We start from the raw sequence: 17,764 nt of genomic DNA on the forward strand, positions 1-17,764 counted from the left end.
CTGGGGTGGAAGGAAAGAATACACCGCACTCGAGACACGCAGTGAATACATCCCTGTAAGCTCCTAGTCGGCATCCATGCCTCATAGGGTCCCGAGCGCGGTGTATTCTCTCCTTCTCCCTTTTTAGTAATAAAGATACTGGCGGACTTCGAATGATAGGGGCGGCACTTATGTGTTCGCCCCAAGTGACCTTTCATAAAGGTAGAGAGTTATCACCCCACGTCTTTCCATACCAATTCCCGCTCGCGGGCGTAGAGGGGAATAAAGTTGAAGCGCACTTCGGTGCCCCCTTCGTCGCGGCGGCGGATATTCAGATTGCCATTCAGGTTGCTGGCGCGCTCTTGCATGATCGACATACCGAAGTGATTGCGTTTCTCCGGCGCGTTGCTGATACCGATGCCGTTGTCGAGGATGCGTACATTGAGGGAGTGGTTGTCGGCCTGGGTCAGGCTGATCTGCACCATATCGCCCTGGGAGTGGTACACAGCGTTTTGCGAGGCTTCGCGCACCAGTTGTAACAGGTGAATTTCCTCGTGGGGAGTGAGGGGCACCTCGTCCAGATGGTAATCCAGCAGCACATTAATTTGCGGGTGCTGCTCCCGGTAAGCGAGGATAGATTGCTCCAGGATACTGCGCAGGCCGCCGGGTCCTATTTGCAGGCGGAAGGTGGTGAGCAGTTCGCGTAGCTGACGGTAAGAGGAATCCAGCCCCTCTTTCAGCTCGGTAATAATCTCCTCTACCTTCGACTTGTCCACCTGCTCACTGCGATTGGCGCGGTTGAGTCGGGTAACCTGAATTTTCAGATAGGACAGGGATTGGGCCAGGGAATCGTGTAGCTCCCGGGCGATAATCGCGCGCTCGTCCAGTAGGGCAACACGGCGCTCCTGAGCCTCCCGCTCATTAATGGCGATGGCCGCAGTGACACTGTCGGCAAAGGTTGCCAGGCGCTGCTGCTGTTCTTCATCAAGGCTTTCACCTCGGGGCAGGGTGCAGGTGAGTACGCCGTAATTGCGTTTGTCCACTTCCAGCGGGAATCGGTACACGCGCTGTTGGTCTTCATCAGAGGGGCCGCAGGTGTTTACGCAGATGTGGCATTCACTACCCGTGCACTGAGTGTTGCCGAGCCCCTGTACCAGATGCTCATAGGGTGCTTCGCCCTCCGGGGTCATCAGGCACAGATCCAGGTTGTCCAGGCTGGCGACATTGGCGAACTCTCCCAGCCACTGGCCCAATTCCGCTCCCGAGAGCGGCCCCTCGCTGATCCGTCGAGCCAAGCGGTACTGGAAGTCCAATGCCTCATGGCTCTTCTGTAACTGTGAGGTTTTCAACTCCACGCGATGGGCAAGATCCCGGTGAGTCGCATGAATTTCATCGCTCATATAATTGATGGTGCGTGCTAAAACCCCCAGCTCGTCCTCGCTGTTAATCTCCAGGCGGTTTTGGTTGAAGTCTCCCTGGGCGATACTCAGGGAGCGGTTGGTCAGCTGCTTGAGAGGCTGCTCCACAGAGCGGTGCAGAATGCACAAAGAGAGATACACCAGGGTCACAATGGCAAACAGTGAACCCACCTGCACCAAACGCAGTAGGCTTATTTTTTCCTCGGCAATGGTCTGATAATCGAACACCAGTGTATCCACATCACCGATAAAGGGCTCCAGGCGGTTGGCCAACTGCAAGGAGTCCATGGAGGTGCGCTCGGTGGCAATGGACTCCAGCAGTGGGCGGATTTCTCCCTCCCAGCTTTCGATTACCTTGCGGTAATTGCGCGCTGCGGGCAGGTTATCGCCGGCGGTGAAGTCGGAAATACTGAGTACCCGGGTCAGGCGTGCGGTCACCTCGTCTGCCAACTCAGCTGTGGCTTCGACATCCCCAGAGGGTGCAGTGGCCGCGAGCCGGTAGCTCATAGCCCGCAATGAGCCGGCCAGGTTAACGGCGGCGGCATCGTTTTCGGCGGCATCGGAGATAATATAGGACGCCACCATAGAGCTCAGTGCTACCAGCACAGTGAGCAGCATCAGGGTGCCGATGCGGTAGACGATGGACTGTCGAATTCGGTTCAGCATATCGGATTCACTTCGCCCTGGGGCGGTTGTGGATGGCTGATCTCTATTGTGCCGTCCATTGGCGCACAAAGTTGTGGGTACCACTAAAGATCGCCAGTTTTGCACATAATTTAACCTGACGCCTGTTTTTTGCACAGAGGCCCTGTTATTGCTGGGATAGGGCTCCACCATAGCGGCCCCCTGGCGTCGTTTCCCTACCCATTCGGGGGTAGTTCGTCGCTTTTCTACCCCTTTTTGGTCAGGTGATCCTGCCGTCCCTCCCTTTTATATTCCCGGTAAACCGATGCTTTAACCGCATGCCGATGCCCTGGGAGTACCGCATGAGCCATTTCCTGGACCGACTGAAATATCTGAAGAAACAAAAAGAGCCCTTTTCCGGAGGACACGGGGAAAAGACGAATGACGACCGCAGCTGGGAAGATGGCTACCGTCGTCGCTGGCAGTTCGACAAGATTGTGCGCTCCACCCACGGGGTGAACTGTACCGGCTCTTGCAGCTGGAAGATCTACGTCAAAGACGGCCTGGTCACATGGGAAACCCAGCAGACCGACTACCCGCGCACCCGTCCGGACCTGCCCAATCACGAGCCTCGTGGCTGCCCCCGTGGTGCCAGCTACTCCTGGTATATGTACTCGGCCAACCGCCTCAAGTACCCGAAGATCCGCAAACGTCTGGTAAAACTCTGGCGCGAAGCCAAGTTGAGACACAGCGATCCGGTGGAGGCCTGGGCCAGTATTGTCGAAGACCCGGCCAAGGCGCAGTCCTACAAAGAGCGCCGCGGTATGGGCGGCTTTGTGAGGATCAAGTGGGATGAAGTTAACGAGCTGATTGCCGCTTCCAACGTCTACACCACCAAGAAATACGGTCCCGACCGAGTGACCGGCTTCTCGCCGATTCCCGCCATGTCCATGGTGTCCTACGCCGCTGGTGCCCGCTATCTGTCTCTGATCGGCGGCAACTGCCTGAGTTTCTACGATTGGTATTGTGACCTGCCGCCCGCCTCACCGCAGGTCTGGGGTGAGCAAACCGACGTGCCGGAGTCCGCCGACTGGTACAACTCCAACTACCTGATCGTATGGGGCTCCAATGTGCCTCAGACCCGTACCCCGGACGCGCATTTCCTCAGTGAAGTACGTTACAAGGGCGCCAAAACCTGTGTGGTCACTCCTGACTATTCAGAGTGCTCCAAGTTTGGCGACACCTGGCTGGCACCGCGCCAGGGTACCGATGCGGCTCTGGCGATGGCCTTCGGCCATGTGATCCTGAAAGAATTCCACGTCGACAAACCCAGCGCCTACTTCACCGAGTATGTGCGCACCACCACCGATATGCCGATGTTGGTGACCCTGGAAGAGCGCGACGGCAAGCTGGTACAGGGCCGATTCCTGCGCGCCTCTGACCTGGCGGACAACCTCGGCCAGGATAACAACCCGGAATGGAAAACCATCGGTGTTAATCACGATGGCCTGCTGGTTTCCCCTCAGGGCTCCATGGGTTATCGCTGGGGAGAGCCCTCAGCGAAAGAAGGCCGTGGCAAGTGGAATATTGAGCAGCGCGATGGTCGCAGTGGCGAAGAGTTGGAGCTGAAGCTCAGCCTCAAAGACTGCGCCGATGAAATTGCACAGGTCGCCTTCCCCTATTTCGGCGGCCAGACCCACGAGCACAATTACTTCCAGCACACTGATCACGATGAAGTGATCGACTACAAGGTGCCGGTGAAGCTTGTTCAAAACAAAGACGGTGAGATTCTCAAAGTAGCCAGTGTCTACGACCTGACCCTGGCTAACTACGGTGTCGAGCACGGTCTCGACGACCCCAACTGTGCTCAGAGCTACGACGAAGACAAGCCCTACACTCCCGCCTGGCAGGAAAAGGTGACCGGTTGTCGTCGTGAGAATGTCATCCAGGTAGCCCGTGAGTTTGCCAACACCGCCGACAAGACCCGTGGACGTTCCATGGTAATTCTGGGTGCCGGACTCAACCACTGGTACCACATGGATATGAACTACCGCGGGATCATCAATATGCTGATGATGTGCGGTTGTATTGGCCAGAGCGGCGGTGGTTGGGCCCACTATGTGGGGCAGGAAAAACTGCGCCCGCAAACCGGCTGGACCCCGCTTACCTTTGCCCTCGACTGGCAGCGTCCACCGCGCCATATGAACGGTACCTCCTTCTTCTATAACCACGCCAGCCAATGGCGCTATGAGAAACTGGAGATGGACGAGGTGGTTTCGCCGCTGGCCGACAAGAGCAAGTGGCAGGCGTCCATTATCGACTACAACAGCCGCGCCGAGCGTATGGGCTGGCTGCCCTCTGCGCCGCAGCTGGGTATGAACCCGCTGCAGCTCACCAAAGATGCTGCCGCCGCCGGTATGACTGCCAAAGACTACACGGTGCAGCAGCTCAAGCGCGGTGCGCTCAAATTCGCCAATCAAGACCCGGATAACCCGCAGAATTTCCCGCGCAATATGTTTATCTGGCGCTCCAACCTGCTCGGCTCCTCTGGTAAGGGCCACGAGTACATGCTGCGCCATCTGCTCGGTACCAAGCACGGTTTGATGGGCAAAGACCTGGGTGAAGAAGGCGGCAAAAAACCAGAAGACGTGGCCTGGCATGATACGCCCAGTGAAGGCAAGTTGGACCTGTTGGTGACACTGGACTTCCGTATGTCCACCACCTGTCTCTACTCCGACATAGTGCTGCCGACGGCCACCTGGTATGAGAAGGACGACCTCAACACCTCGGATATGCACCCCTTCATCCACCCGCTCACCAAGGCGGTGGACCCGGCCTGGGAAGCGCGAAGTGACTGGGAAATTTTCAAAGGCATAGCGAAGGAATTCTCCAACCTGACCGATGGCCACCTGGGGGTGGAAAAGGATCTGGTGACTCTGCCGATCCACCACGATACCCCCGGAGAAATCGCCCAGCCGTTCGGTGTACAGGCTTGGTGGAAAGGCGAGTGCGACCTGATCCCCGGCGTAACCGCGCCGAGCATGATCGAGGTGGAACGCAACTACCCCGAGACCTACAACCGCTTTACCTCAATCGGCCCGCTGCTGGAGAAACTCGGCAACGGCGGTAAGGGCATCAACTGGAATACCGATGACGAGGTGGACTTCCTCAAGAAGCTCAACCGAACCTGGTCTGAGGATTCAAGCCGCGATGGCCGCGCCCGTATCGACAGTGCGGTAGATGCTGCGGAGATGATCCTGTCACTGGCCCCTGAAACCAACGGCCAGGTAGCCGTGAAGGCCTGGGAAGCCCTCGGTGAGATTACCGGTCGCGATCACACCCATTTGGCCAAGCCCAAGGAAGACGAAAAAATTCGCTTCGCCGATATCGTGGCGCAGCCCCGCAAAATTATCTCCTCGCCCACCTGGTCTGGCCTGGAAGATGAGCATGTGAGCTACAACGCCGGCTACACCAATGTGCACGAGTTGATCCCCTGGCGCACCATCACCGGCCGCCAGCAGTTCTACCAGGATCACGAGTGGATGCGTGACTTCGGCGAGAACATGTGTGTGTACAAGCCGCCCATTAACCTGAAAACCGTGCAACCGGTGTTGAACCAGAAGCCCAACGGTAACAAGGAGATCCTGCTGAACTGGATCACGCCGCACCAAAAGTGGGGCATCCACAGCACCTACTCCGACAACCTGCTGATGCTCACCCTGTCTCGTGGTGGACCCATCGTTTGGATGAGTGAGTACGACGCCAAGTTGGCAGGTATTGAAGACAACGACTGGATCGAAATCTTCAACGTCAACGGCGCCATTGCTGCCCGCGCAGTGGTATCTCAACGAGTGCCCGACGGTATGGCCATGATGTATCACGCCCAGGAGCGCATCGTGAATACACCGGGAGCGGAAACTACCGGCACCCGGGGCGGTATCCACAACTCCGTAACCCGCGCGGTGATGAAACCCACCCATATGATCGGTGGCTACGCCCAGCAGTCCTACGGCTTCAACTACTACGGCACTGTGGGCTGTAACCGGGATGAATTTGTGGTGGTCAGGAAAATGAACAAGGTCGATTGGCTGGATGGCGAAGACGTCAAAGAGCCGACGCGAGAGGAGGTGTAGCAATGAAAGTTAGAGCCCAGATAGGCATGGTGCTGAACCTCGATAAATGTATCGGCTGTCACACCTGCTCGGTGACCTGTAAAAATGTGTGGACCTCCCGCGAGGGGGTTGAATACGCCTGGTTCAATAACGTCGAGACCAAACCCGGTGTTGGCTACCCCAAAGAGTGGGAGAACCAGGACAAATGGAACGGCGGCTGGACCCGCAAGAAGAACGGTAAATTGCAGCCGAAGATTGGTGGCAAGCACCGGGTACTAGCCAACCTGTTTGGCAACCCGGATATGCCGGAGATCGACGACTACTACGAGCCGTTCGATTTCGACTACCAGAATCTGCACAAGGCACCGGAGCAGAAGCACCAGCCGGTAGCCCGCCCGCGCTCGCTGATTACTGGTGAGCGTATGGAAAAAATCGAATGGGGCCCCAACTGGGAAGAGATTCTCGGCACCGAATTCGAGAAGCGTAAAAAGGACAAAAACTTCGAGCAGGTGCAGGCCGACATTTACGGTGAATTTGAAAACACCTTCATGATGTACCTGCCGCGCCTGTGCGAACACTGCCTCAACCCGGCCTGTGTTTCTGCATGCCCCAGCGGCGCCATCTACAAGCGCGAAGAGGACGGCATTGTTCTGATCGATCAGGACAAATGTCGCGGCTGGCGCATGTGCGTATCCGCCTGCCCCTACAAGAAGATCTACTACAACTGGAAAACCGGTAAATCTGAGAAGTGTATCTTCTGTTACCCACGTATCGAGGCGGGTCAGCCAACCATCTGCTCCGAGACCTGTGTGGGCCGTATCCGCTACCTGGGCGTACTGCTCTATGACGCAGACCGCATCGAGGAAGCCGCTTCTGTAGAAGACGAAAAAGCGCTCTACCAGGCCCAGTGCGATATCTTCCTAGACCCCAGCGATCCCAAGGTCCAGGAAGCTGCCCGCGCCGAAGGTATCCCCGAAGCCTGGCTCGAAGCTGCGCAGAAATCTCCGGTGTACAAGATGGCTATCGACTGGCAGATCGCCCTGCCGCTGCACCCGGAATACCGCACCTTGCCCATGGTTTGGTACGTGCCACCCCTGTCTCCGATCCAGAACGCAGTACAGGCCGGCCAAGTGGAAACCGTTACCGTGGGTCGCGGCGCCGAGATCCCCGATCTCTCCACCCTGCGTATCCCGCTGCAATACCTGGCCAACCTGCTCACCGCCGGCGACGAGAAGCCAGTGGCCCGTGCCCTGGAACGCATGATTGTGATGCGCGCCTATATGCGCGGCATCCATGTGGACGGCATTCAGGAGCGCGAATTGCTGGAAGAGGCTGGCCTGACCGTAGCCCAGGTAGAAGAGATGTATCGCTACATGGCACTGGCCAATTACGAGGATCGCTTCGTGGTGCCCTCAAGCCATAAAGCCTACGCCGAAAACGCCTACGACATGAAGTCCTCTTGTGGTTTCAGCTTCGGCAACGGCTGTAGCACCGGCAACGACAGCACCAATATTTTCGGTGGCAAGCAACAAGCGGTGCGCGAAGTAATACCCGCCAAAGTAGTCGACTAAGGTCGAGCGGAGAATACCGATGAAAGTACTAAACCTGATCGCCCGCCTGCTGGATTACCCGTCCGATGAGCTGGTGGCGCACCTGGATGAGCTGACCAGCTGGTTGGCTGAATCCGAGGATCTGGATGCTCCGTTGCGCGACAAGCTGCTGGCATTTATCTCCCATTACGAGCGTATGGATGCGCTCGATTGGCAGAGCGAATACGACGGTCTGTTTGAGCGCGGCCGCGCTGTATCCCTGCATATCTTCGAGCATATCCACGGCGAATCCCGTGATCGTGGCCAAGCCATGGTAGACCTGACCGCGCGCTATCGCAGCGCCGGCCTTGAGCTGAATGAGCGCGAACTGCCGGATTACTTGCCCACCTACTTGGAGTTCTGTGCCACCCAGGGGGAAGCAGCCTACGGCTGGGTTCACGATATTACCCATGTGATTGCCCTGTTGAGCGCGCGCTTGTCCAAGCGTGAGAGTCCCTACCACCTGTTGATGGATGCGCTCTTGCAGATGGCAGGGGTATATGTCGATCTGACAGCACTCAAAGAAGAAGTCGCCAACGAAGAACGTGACGATACCCCCGAGGCGCTGGACAAGATCTGGGAGGAAGAGGCCGTTAGCTTTAGCGGCGCCAACAGTTGCGACCAGTCAATAACGCGGCCCAGCAATGCGCAGCTGCGCGACGGCCAGCCCCTTAACTGGGCCAACGCCGCGCAGAATTCTGCCCAGCCCGCACCACAGGAGTAACAAGATGAACTATCTGAATACGCTGCTCTTCGCCATTTATCCCTTTGTCGCCCTCACGGTATTTCTGGTGGGTAGCCTGATCCGCTACGACCGGGATCAGTACACCTGGCGTACCGGCTCCAGTCAGTTGTTGGAGCGCAAGCAATTACGCATCGGCAGTTACCTGTTCCATATCGGCGTGATCGCCATTCTCGCGGGCCACTTTGTCGGCCTACTCACACCCAAGGCAGTGTGGCACTTCCTCGGCATTGAAGCTTCCACCAAGCAGATGATGGCAATGGGAATCGGTGGTTTCTTTGGGGTAATCTGCTTTATCGGTCTCACCATTCTGGTTAAACGCCGCCTCACCAATAAGCGCGTACGCGCCACCACCTCCAAAATGGACTTGGCCATACTGCTGATGCTCTACGCGCAATTGATCCTCGGCCTGATCAGTATTGTGGTATCTGCTGGCCATATGGACGGTGCTGAAATGCTCAAACTGATGGCTTGGGCTCAGTCCATTGTCACGCTAGATGGTGCCGGTGCAGCTGCTGCAATCAGCGGAGTGAACATCATTTACAAGCTGCATATTTTCCTCGGCATGACCCTGTTCCTGCTGTTCCCCTTCAGCCGCCTGGTACACGTATGGAGTGTTCCGGTGCAGTACTTCCGCCGCAATTACCAGGTAGTTCGCGCCAAAGCCGCGCGCTAATCCCTGTAACTATTAAATGGCCCGCCATGAGCGGGCCCAGTGTGGAGTTGAGTCATGAATACATTACTGGCCACTGATGCTGCAGGCGGCGAATTTGAGATGGCCGAGGTAGTGGCCGTTAACGGAACTGAAATCCCCGCCGACCTGATCTACCAAGAAATGCAGTACCAGCCTGCCGATTCTCCGCGTCAGGCGATCTACTGCGCCGCACGTGCTCTGGTTATCGGCTGGCTGTTACGAGATCGAGCTGCAGGGCAGGGTCTCTGCGCTGCCGACGAAGACTTGCACAGTGAGGCTTTCGATCGCGCAGTCTCAGATCTATTAAAAGGCGAGCTACAGGTGAACCCGGCAACCGACGCTGAGTGCCGCGCTTACTTCGAAGCCCACCCGTATAAGTTCCGCTCCGATCCCCTCGCAGAAGTACGCCATATCCTGATCCCGGCCGCACCGGATGACTCCGAGGCCTGCGCCAAGGCTCGCACCGCTGCCGAGAATATGCTGGAACAGATTCGCGCCGACTCCAATCCGCTGCAATCTTTCGCTCGTTTGGCCCAATCCCACTCAGCCTGCTCCTCCTCCGAAGCCGGTGGTAGCCTCGGCCAAGTAGGGCGCGGTGATACCGTCGCCTCCTTTGAGCGCGCAGTGTTCGAGCAGGGCACCGGATTGGTAGCGGAACCCGTGGAGACTCCATACGGTGTGCACCTGATTTATGTGGAGCAATGCGAACCGGGCCGCCCACTGGAATACGAATATGTCTCGGAGCGTATCGAGGAATACCTGACCGAAAAACGCCGCCGCCAAATGACCAGCGACTACCTGCAAAAAATGGTGCAGGCCGCGCAAATATCCGGCCTGGACTTATCGGGGGAGGCCCACTGAGGTGGCAGAGATTCGCCAACTGTTCGCGCGTAATCGCGCTTGGGCGGAAGATAGGACGGCACAGGACCCGGAGTTTTTCCAACGCCTGAGCCGCCTGCAAGTACCCAAGTATTTATGGATCGGCTGCTCCGATTCCCGCGTGCCCGCCAACGAGATTGTGGGCATGGCACCGGGGGAGCTGTTCGTTCACCGCAATATCGCCAACGTGGTGGTACACACAGACTTTAATTGCCTCTCGGTGCTGCAATACGCCGTAGAAGTACTCAAGGTGGAACACGTGGTGGTGTGTGGCCATTACGGTTGTGGCGGCGTACAGGCCGCCATGGGCCACAGCGAATGTGGCCTGGTGGATAACTGGCTGCGCCATATCAAGGATGTTTACGCTCGCCACCGGCAAGAGCTGGAATCCCTCGATAAAGAATCCCGCTCAGCGCGCCTTTGTGAATTAAATGTGATGGCACAGGTACAAAATCTGGCCATGACCAAGATAGTCCAACACGCCTGGGACCGAGGCCAACGCCTCAGCCTGCACGGCTGGATCTACGATATTCGCGACGGCCTGATTAGAGATCTGGGAATGCGGATGGACGACCGCGGCCAGGTGCCAGAGATTTATCATGTTTATGGTGAGGTGCAGGAGGAGGGGTGAGTTTATAACTGCTTTACCCCCTTCGAGACCATAAGTATAAATAGCGCAGTTGCGTTTAAATATTTTTTAGTAATACTACGTTCGATTCTACTTGGCTTCTGCTAAAGCAGACGGCTATCAGCATCAGGTGGGGCGGAGCGATACCGCCGTCTCTTTCCAAACTGCAAAGAAGGTAACCATAAATACCGTTATCCTCAATCACATGTTCGCCCCATGCTTATCTCTATTTCTTCTAACTCCCAATACTGCACTGAGTGCAAGACACAGTGATTAAATCCCTAATATGATAAATAAATAGCGGTTTATTACTGATAGGGCCCTCAAATACCTGAATTACTTAAGCTGCGAAATAAAGCCAATGCACTCAAGATCGCGGGATACTGGCGTAATAAGAGCTAGAGATAGATTTTGGTGAGGAGATAATCAGTTGGCAAAAAAAGAAGGCTAAACCCTAGAACGAGCTGAACAACTTTTAGAAGTACAAAATCAAATTGATCATTTGAACATCAATTTAGATATGTGAGTTATACGCTAAAATCTCTCTTTCTCCTATTCTGCGCTTGCTGCTCCCCGTAGCACTCTGTTTTTCCTAAAACGCTACCTTATATGCCACTTTATCGTCTGAGTTCTATCTGATTTTCGAACATCGATAGGAGACAAAAAGATTTATCTTAAAACCTTCGATTACTGAAGACTCGATATTTAAAAATTATTCAAATTTAGTAACAAGAAATTAAGGATAAGCAGACAAAGATAAAGAGTTTTGCGCCCCCAGATTGTGGCTTACTTATTATAAATAAATATATTCGCGAATAAATGAAAATCATTAAGTAATTTATAAATTCATAAAATTAATAAACACTCCCGATATTTATCCTCACGAAAAAATATAACTAAAACTGGCATCAAATACCATGTTTATCAAAATTTGTATCCCTCCGAACTGACGAAGAAAAGCGTCTTATAGGAGTGGAGATAAGAGGACTTGGAAGTTGAATATTACTGCAGTTTAAGTGGGCCCAATTTTTTGCTTCTCCAGCGATGATTAATGTAGATGCATTACCCGTAAGGGATGAATACCCAGCGTATTCATGCTTCTACCTATTCTAATTACTAAAAATAGGAAATAATGAACATGAAAAAGATCCTTACCGCGCTCGCCCTGGCAATTGTTAGCACCGGCGCAGCCGCTGACACCTGGTCTCCCCAAGGTACCATTGGCCTGGCCAATGTCGGTGATATAAAAGTATCTAAGGGTATAAACCTTACTTGTGGTCTATCTGGTAGTTCTACTACAAATTCAGCAGGTAACGCCTCTGTGGGCAGCTTGTCATTGAATACTGGTTTCCTTTGTGGGTCAGTTAGCTTTACCAATCTGCCCTATACATTGGTAGGTAATGCAGGGAATACCGTTACCCTAAAAGATGTAACTGTTGCAGCTATTACCGGCAATTGTTTTGGTGATATTACCGGTAGTTTTAACCAATCTACCGGAGAAATTACTTTTAATGCCGCGGTACTCCCAAGCGTAGGTTTTGGTAGCGACTGCAAAATAACCGGTACTATCTCCACAAATCCCCAGGCATCTTTCGTGCCATAAGTAACCTTTAAAAGGCCAATATCTAAAGTAGAGTAGTCAGAAAGTACTGGCTACTCTACTTTTTCCCCGGCGGTATATTCATAAAAAAACAAGATATTTGTTTCTAAATATCAATCATTATCTGCAAAAAAATTCTCATCCTCTTTTTTTAATATGCCTGCCATTAGTTTACCCGTTCGCTTCATTAACTCTGCACGTTAATAATGTACCAAATGTACAGATATATAGTTTTTGCCAAACTATTTGTCTATAGATTGTATAAACTTGCATTTCGCCTCAAAGTTACTTTAGGTCTAAATAAGAAGACAATGTAGGGAGACTAGGGTATTCCCAAAATAAAGTACAATTGGGAGGTGTGTGGCTAGCCCTAGCAAACAATCACCAACCGCCCGCTATACGATTGATCGATGATTTATATGAGTGAAAAGAAAATTAGAAATGGAGGTATTTTCAAGCATAGCCAGTCTGAAATACCAGTAAGACACTATAGAACCATTAGTGTCTTACTGGAAATATAAAAATTAGAAACGCTTATTTAGACTAAAGCCTATAATACGCGGATCCAGGGTAAATACATTGGTGGTAAGGCCGGAGTCATCGCTATTGGTAAAGGCGCTTGTGATAGGCGTATCATCAAAGATATTCTTCACATACAACTGCATTTGCAATTCTGATTCCGGATGAGTAAGGGTCGCTGATGCATTGAAGTTATCCCAGGCTTTTAAGCGGTCATACTCGGTATTATAAACCCGCGCATAACTCTCAGACTGTCGATAGTAATCTGCACGTAAAGCTAATTCCCAATCCGAAAGGGGAATAACATGCTCCACTGCTAAGTTAAACGTTAACTTAGGAGCATTTGGTAATTCATTGCCACTTAGGTCAGCAGAAAAACCACGCCCGCCATTTGGGGCATCTGTTAGCGGGTTATATTGGGGCAGATCGTAACCGAAAAGAGCTAAAATTTGATCATATCTTAGGGGAGCTTCAATCGCATCAGAGTATGAGCCCCACTGCTTTGAGCCTGCACATAATGCCCATAAGGGTGTCATGAAAAACATAGGCTCCAAAGCAATAGCAGCTTCAACATACTCGACTGGGGCAATACAGTTGGAAGGTACCTGCAAGGAGGGCCGCAGTACGGTCCAATCTTCATTCCCCTGGGTACGATCCATGACATCTATGGATTCCTCCCCTTCCGCTATGCGGGTTCTTAAGTAACCCACATTCATATTCATCCTGGTACTCTCTGTCATTTGCCATGCCAGCTCTAACTCCAGTCCCATACTTTCTGCATCAAAGTTTTCGTTTAATGCGATACGGTCAACAATCTGGGAAACCTGGTAGTCGGTATAGTCGTAATAGAAGGCAGTTGCGTTTAAGTTTAGGCGGCCATCCAGCAAAACATTCTTGGTGCCGAATTCAAGGGAATTTACGAATTCCGGCTCAAAAGTGTTGTCTAGTGGCTGATATTGAACCCGCGCAGGGTCAATCTCCGCCCGTGGTGGGTTGGAGCCGCCTCCTTTATAACCGTGAGCAAAAGAAACATAGAACATTGTATCATCGGTAAAGGGGGTATCTGTTCGCCAGTCCAGCACCGCTCGTCCGGTATACTCCTTCCAGCTTTGAGAAAACTTCTCCCCTTCAGGATATCCCATATGCGTATAGCCACCTGAGCTGTTACCTGGAACAGTAATACCATCTTCATGATACGTACCAAGTAATAACTGGCTGGATATAGGGGTGGTAGTTTTTTCGTCATCAGTATACCGGAGGCCTGTGGTAAGTTTTACATCGTCCGTGATTTGCCAATATGCCTCCCCAAATACAGCCCAGGAACGGGTATCTACTAAGTTACGACTGAGAAAGTAGTTGTGTCCCATTTCATCAATATTTTCCAGGGAATTAGGGTCGATATATATACAGTCTGACCCAACTAAATCTGTGGTGGGGTCAACGCAATTGATCGGAATATTATTGCCATCCTCATCTGTTCCCCGGCTGTAAACATATTCAGCAATCATGGTGAACATATTATTAAAGACAAAGTAGTCATCCTGGGTTTCAAAATTCAGGTAGTTCGCACCGAAAGAAAAATTCCAGGGCCCATCAAATGCAGTCTGCAACCGGAATTCCTGGCTCCACTGTTCATTATCGGAACGGCTGATATCAACTCCCAAAATACCGTCAGAAGGACCAAGTTGTGGGTCAGTATAAATGCCTCCGGGGGTGGGGCCCAATGACCACTGATCACCTATTTCTGCTAGGTCATTAAAGACCGCGCCAGTGGTAAACCGATTATAATCCTGTGAAGAATAGTAATCATCCTTAGCATAGGTAGACTGGGAGTAAAAGGTGAGGGTATCAGATAAAGCCCATTCAAAATTCAGCTGTACCAAGTCATTTTCCGCACGAAATACTGGGTCAAAACTAGTAGATATTTCACGTAAATCTCGCGACTGCTCTACACCGCTGTAGGGATCTTTCCAGTCTGATAAACTACCTCCAAAAAGGTATGGGTCAATCAGCCCCGCTGCTGAAAGTATATAGGCGAGCCCCGTTCCATTGGGTGCATCAAAAGCATCTGCGCTGTATAGCGAACCAGGCAAACAGCCCTGACTTGTCATACCTTTTGATAGACTTGTTGTCTCTGTGTTCCCGACCATGTCATCACCGGGGTCAGTAGTACAAAGCTGCTTACCAGTGCGGGATCGCTTGTCATCTTCATCAAAGTGTTGCCAAATCAAATTAGCATTAAACTTATCACTGGGAGTCCATTCAAAAATGGCACGCGTGGAGTAGAGATCTCGGTCGTTAACATCATTCTTGGTATAAGTATTGTAATCAAAGCCATCCCGCTTGGTCATGGCTCCAGAAAAGCGGAAAGCCATGGTTTCACCCAGCGGTATATTCAACATACCCTTGGTACGCTTACTATTATAATTGCCCACTTCAACCTCAATCTCTGAGGCGAATTCATCTTCCGGCATGATTGGTAACATATTAACCACACCAGCGGTGGCGTTACGGCCATATAATGTGCCCTGAGGGCCACGCAGAACTTCTACCCGCTGTACATCAAAAAATTCCTGCTCAAACAGACGATTCCTGATTAAAGAAGCATTATTAAAGCTTACTGCAACGGCAGGATCACTACTGGCAGAAATTGACTGAGTTCCCACTCCTCGAATAGAGAAATTGTATGAGCTAAAGTTTGTTTTGGAGAAATTAACATTGGGAACGGCTCGCAACAGTTCATTGCCTCCTTCGATCTTTAAAGCATCCATGTTATCCCCAGATAGCGCAGAGACTGCAATAGGCACATCTTGAATGCTTTCCTCAATTTTCTGTGCTGTAACCGTAACTTCTTCAATAGCCGAACCAGAATAGTTACTGGGCTTGTCCCCTTGCCCCTCCTGGGCAAATGCTGCCACAGATGCAGTATTTATTACCAAACAGGCAATTGCCACACTGTACCAGGGGGTTGAATAGTCGTTTGGGTTTGCGGCGGGGATTGCTTGAGCAATCAAATTTTTTTGTTTACGAAGGCGCATCATCATACTGAGTTTCTCTCTCTTATGCTCACTATTATTTTTTTTCAAGGCCAAAACTGCCTTCCTTGGGGCCCAACTAGATTGAAGACGTAAAAAAATGATATTAGGGGGGATGAAAAAGAGGTTAAAAGTTTAAAAATTTTACTTTTTCTAAGTAACGCACAAGAATTGGGCACAATTGAAGTCTGAGCGTTGAAAACCGTGCCTGAATGGTTAGTCAGTATCTACATAATTAGTTATAGAAATTGACTAGAGGTGAAACTCATAACAAGACAAAAAAAGAAGAATGCACCGGAAAAGGGGCCGCATAATAAATGTATAACGATTAAGATATTACCGGAATATCTATACGTATATTTATACAAAATTCCATTTAATTCAGTCTCAGAATTAAGTTCTGGTACTGTTAATACATAGATTCTATAAAAAATAATAAGAGTTGTGTTGTGAATCTAAACGGCTAACAGGTAAGCGAAAGGCTATGAATATAAGAAATGGTCTCTAGTTATTAATGCGGTCCATTTCTGATTTTTTGAGGTAACAACATAGTCCTCCCAATAAGGTGGCTGATCGGCTGATACATTTATAGGAATTATTAACACTATACCCATAGAGGCATGCTGGGATTTTTAATAGAGCTTATTTTAAGCTGGATGAATATAGTCTTGCTCTGATGAATAGAGTAGCTATCCAGATTCTATAGAAGTAGTAATGCAAATGACAAATCTATGGGGCTCTGGGTTGCTACTCTAAATTACATAGCTAATTATTTTTATGACTTAGGTCGATAACTTCTATTCTTACCCCTTTATCAACCATCTCGGATAAATGGAATTTGCCATTAGGTTGTTTCACTATGGATTTTTCAATATCACCAGATACAAATTCCCATAGCTCAGGGTTCAGTGCATTTGGCTTTGGTTTGTAAACTTCCGCAGTGAAACCACGTTTTGGTTCATTTTCACGTAAAATAACGATATCACCCTTGTAATCTGGAGCTGTTATTATCGTTAATGTAGTTGTTTCAATCTTATCGCCGAATCCTTTTTTGTTCCACTCTCGTAAAACAACATCAACTTGAGCTTTGTCCAGTTTAACATCATCCGTTTCCGTGCTAGCACAGGTGAAGGATGACAATGTCATTAAAAATAGTAGTAGGATTTTTATAGGTTTTAGCATAAGTATAATTACTTACAGTTGGTGGAAGTAATAGTTAAAAGGTTGTGCGTGTCTGGCGGCACAACAATAATTCCTGAGAGCCAGGGAAACATTTTTAATTGTGTCTTGGTATATAATCCATCGCCAGCTTCTTTTTCCCAGTGTGATTCGTATACAAACTCTTTTGAATAAAGCCATACATGCCTACCGCCACTTGACATTCCCAGTCCAAATGGAATATTTGCAAACGTGTTGTAATCTGCGTCTTTTTTCTTTGTTAGATTCAAATAGGTAGTTACTTTATTTTTACTCGGATTATAGTTAATAAGAGTATTGCTTATAGGCACACGACTGACACTATAAGTACAGCTTTTCTTTACCTGGTTGTAGTAGCTTGCAATATGTTCACCCAGACCATCGCTTGGGTGGTTAATATCAGGATTATAATATACTCCTTTCCAGTTATGAGTATTAATCAAGTATTTTGCTAACTCGGTACCTTTTTCTCCAAGTCCACCCACTCGCTTGCTGGAATTAAGTTTTCCAAGTTTCTCAAAACTATATTTAAGAACCCAAATTGCCATTGTTATACAATCGCTAGAAATATGATTTTTATATTTTGTGGGGTTACCAATTTTAAGCTGGCTACCAACATGATTGCTGTGATCATTCATAATAGAATTAATCTTGTCTACAGCATGCTGTGAAAATGTCTTTGTCATACCTAACTTCCCAGTTGTTATTATTGTGTAATTTCCTTATCGAGAACGATTTGATTAGATGA

Annotated in this window: 11 protein-coding genes; 7 read left to right on the plus strand and 4 right to left on the minus strand. The window is 50.5% G+C overall.

The genetic code is table 11. The features are described from left to right. Positions 1-212: 212 nt before the first annotated feature. Positions 213-2,063, minus strand: coding sequence for a histidine kinase (locus tag ACJJIQ_RS21045; RefSeq protein ID WP_445362949.1), 1,851 nt, complete (start codon positions 2,061-2,063; stop codon positions 213-215). 320 nt (positions 2,064-2,383) lie between these two features. Here ACJJIQ_RS21045 and ACJJIQ_RS21050 point away from each other — a divergent pair, with 320 nt between their 5' ends. The 7 genes from ACJJIQ_RS21050 (at position 2,384) to ACJJIQ_RS21080 (ending at position 12,268) form a co-directional block, all read left to right on the plus strand. After that, positions 2,384-6,154, plus strand: coding sequence for a nitrate reductase subunit alpha (locus ACJJIQ_RS21050; RefSeq protein ID WP_445362950.1), 3,771 nt, complete (start codon positions 2,384-2,386; stop codon positions 6,152-6,154). 2 nt (positions 6,155-6,156) lie between these two features. Next, entirely contained in the window at positions 6,157-7,704 is a 1,548-nt protein-coding gene (gene narH / locus ACJJIQ_RS21055) for a nitrate reductase subunit beta (protein WP_444918740.1), read from the plus strand. Between the two features lie 19 nt (positions 7,705-7,723). Continuing rightward, a complete protein-coding gene (gene narJ, locus ACJJIQ_RS21060; protein WP_444906695.1) occupies positions 7,724-8,446 on the plus strand; it encodes a nitrate reductase molybdenum cofactor assembly chaperone in 723 nt (240 codons plus the stop codon). 4 nt (positions 8,447-8,450) lie between these two features. Further along, a complete protein-coding gene (gene narI, locus ACJJIQ_RS21065) occupies positions 8,451-9,140 on the plus strand; it encodes a respiratory nitrate reductase subunit gamma (RefSeq protein ID WP_282930422.1) in 690 nt (229 codons plus the stop codon). A gap of 54 nt (positions 9,141-9,194) precedes the next feature. Continuing rightward, complete coding sequence (locus tag ACJJIQ_RS21070) at positions 9,195-10,019, plus strand: peptidylprolyl isomerase (RefSeq protein WP_282930421.1); 825 nt, start codon at positions 9,195-9,197, stop codon at positions 10,017-10,019. 1 nt (position 10,020) lies between these two features. Further along, positions 10,021-10,668, plus strand: a complete 648-nt coding sequence (gene can, locus ACJJIQ_RS21075) for a carbonate dehydratase (protein ID WP_282930420.1) — start codon at positions 10,021-10,023, stop codon at positions 10,666-10,668. A 1,135-nt stretch (positions 10,669-11,803) separates the two neighbouring features. Further along, positions 11,804-12,268 (plus strand): PraA/PraB family alkane oxidation protein activator, encoded by a 465-nt coding sequence (locus tag ACJJIQ_RS21080; protein WP_413663995.1) that lies wholly within the window; start codon positions 11,804-11,806, stop codon positions 12,266-12,268. Between the two features lie 521 nt (positions 12,269-12,789). On the opposite strand, the gene ACJJIQ_RS21085 is transcribed toward ACJJIQ_RS21080, so the two are convergent. The 3 genes from ACJJIQ_RS21085 to ACJJIQ_RS21095 form a co-directional block, all read right to left on the minus strand. Next, positions 12,790-15,876, minus strand: a complete 3,087-nt coding sequence (locus ACJJIQ_RS21085) for a TonB-dependent receptor (protein WP_445362951.1) — start codon at positions 15,874-15,876, stop codon at positions 12,790-12,792. A gap of 708 nt (positions 15,877-16,584) precedes the next feature. Then, on the minus strand, positions 16,585-17,001 hold the full coding sequence (locus ACJJIQ_RS21090; RefSeq protein ID WP_445362952.1) for a hypothetical protein: 417 nt from the start codon (positions 16,999-17,001) through the stop codon (positions 16,585-16,587). An 8-nt stretch (positions 17,002-17,009) separates the two neighbouring features. Then, positions 17,010-17,702, minus strand: coding sequence for a hypothetical protein (locus ACJJIQ_RS21095; RefSeq protein WP_445362953.1), 693 nt, complete (start codon positions 17,700-17,702; stop codon positions 17,010-17,012). Between the last annotated feature and the right edge of the window lie 62 nt (positions 17,703-17,764).

The organism is Microbulbifer maximicatervae (SeqCode) (assembly GCF_052468295.1).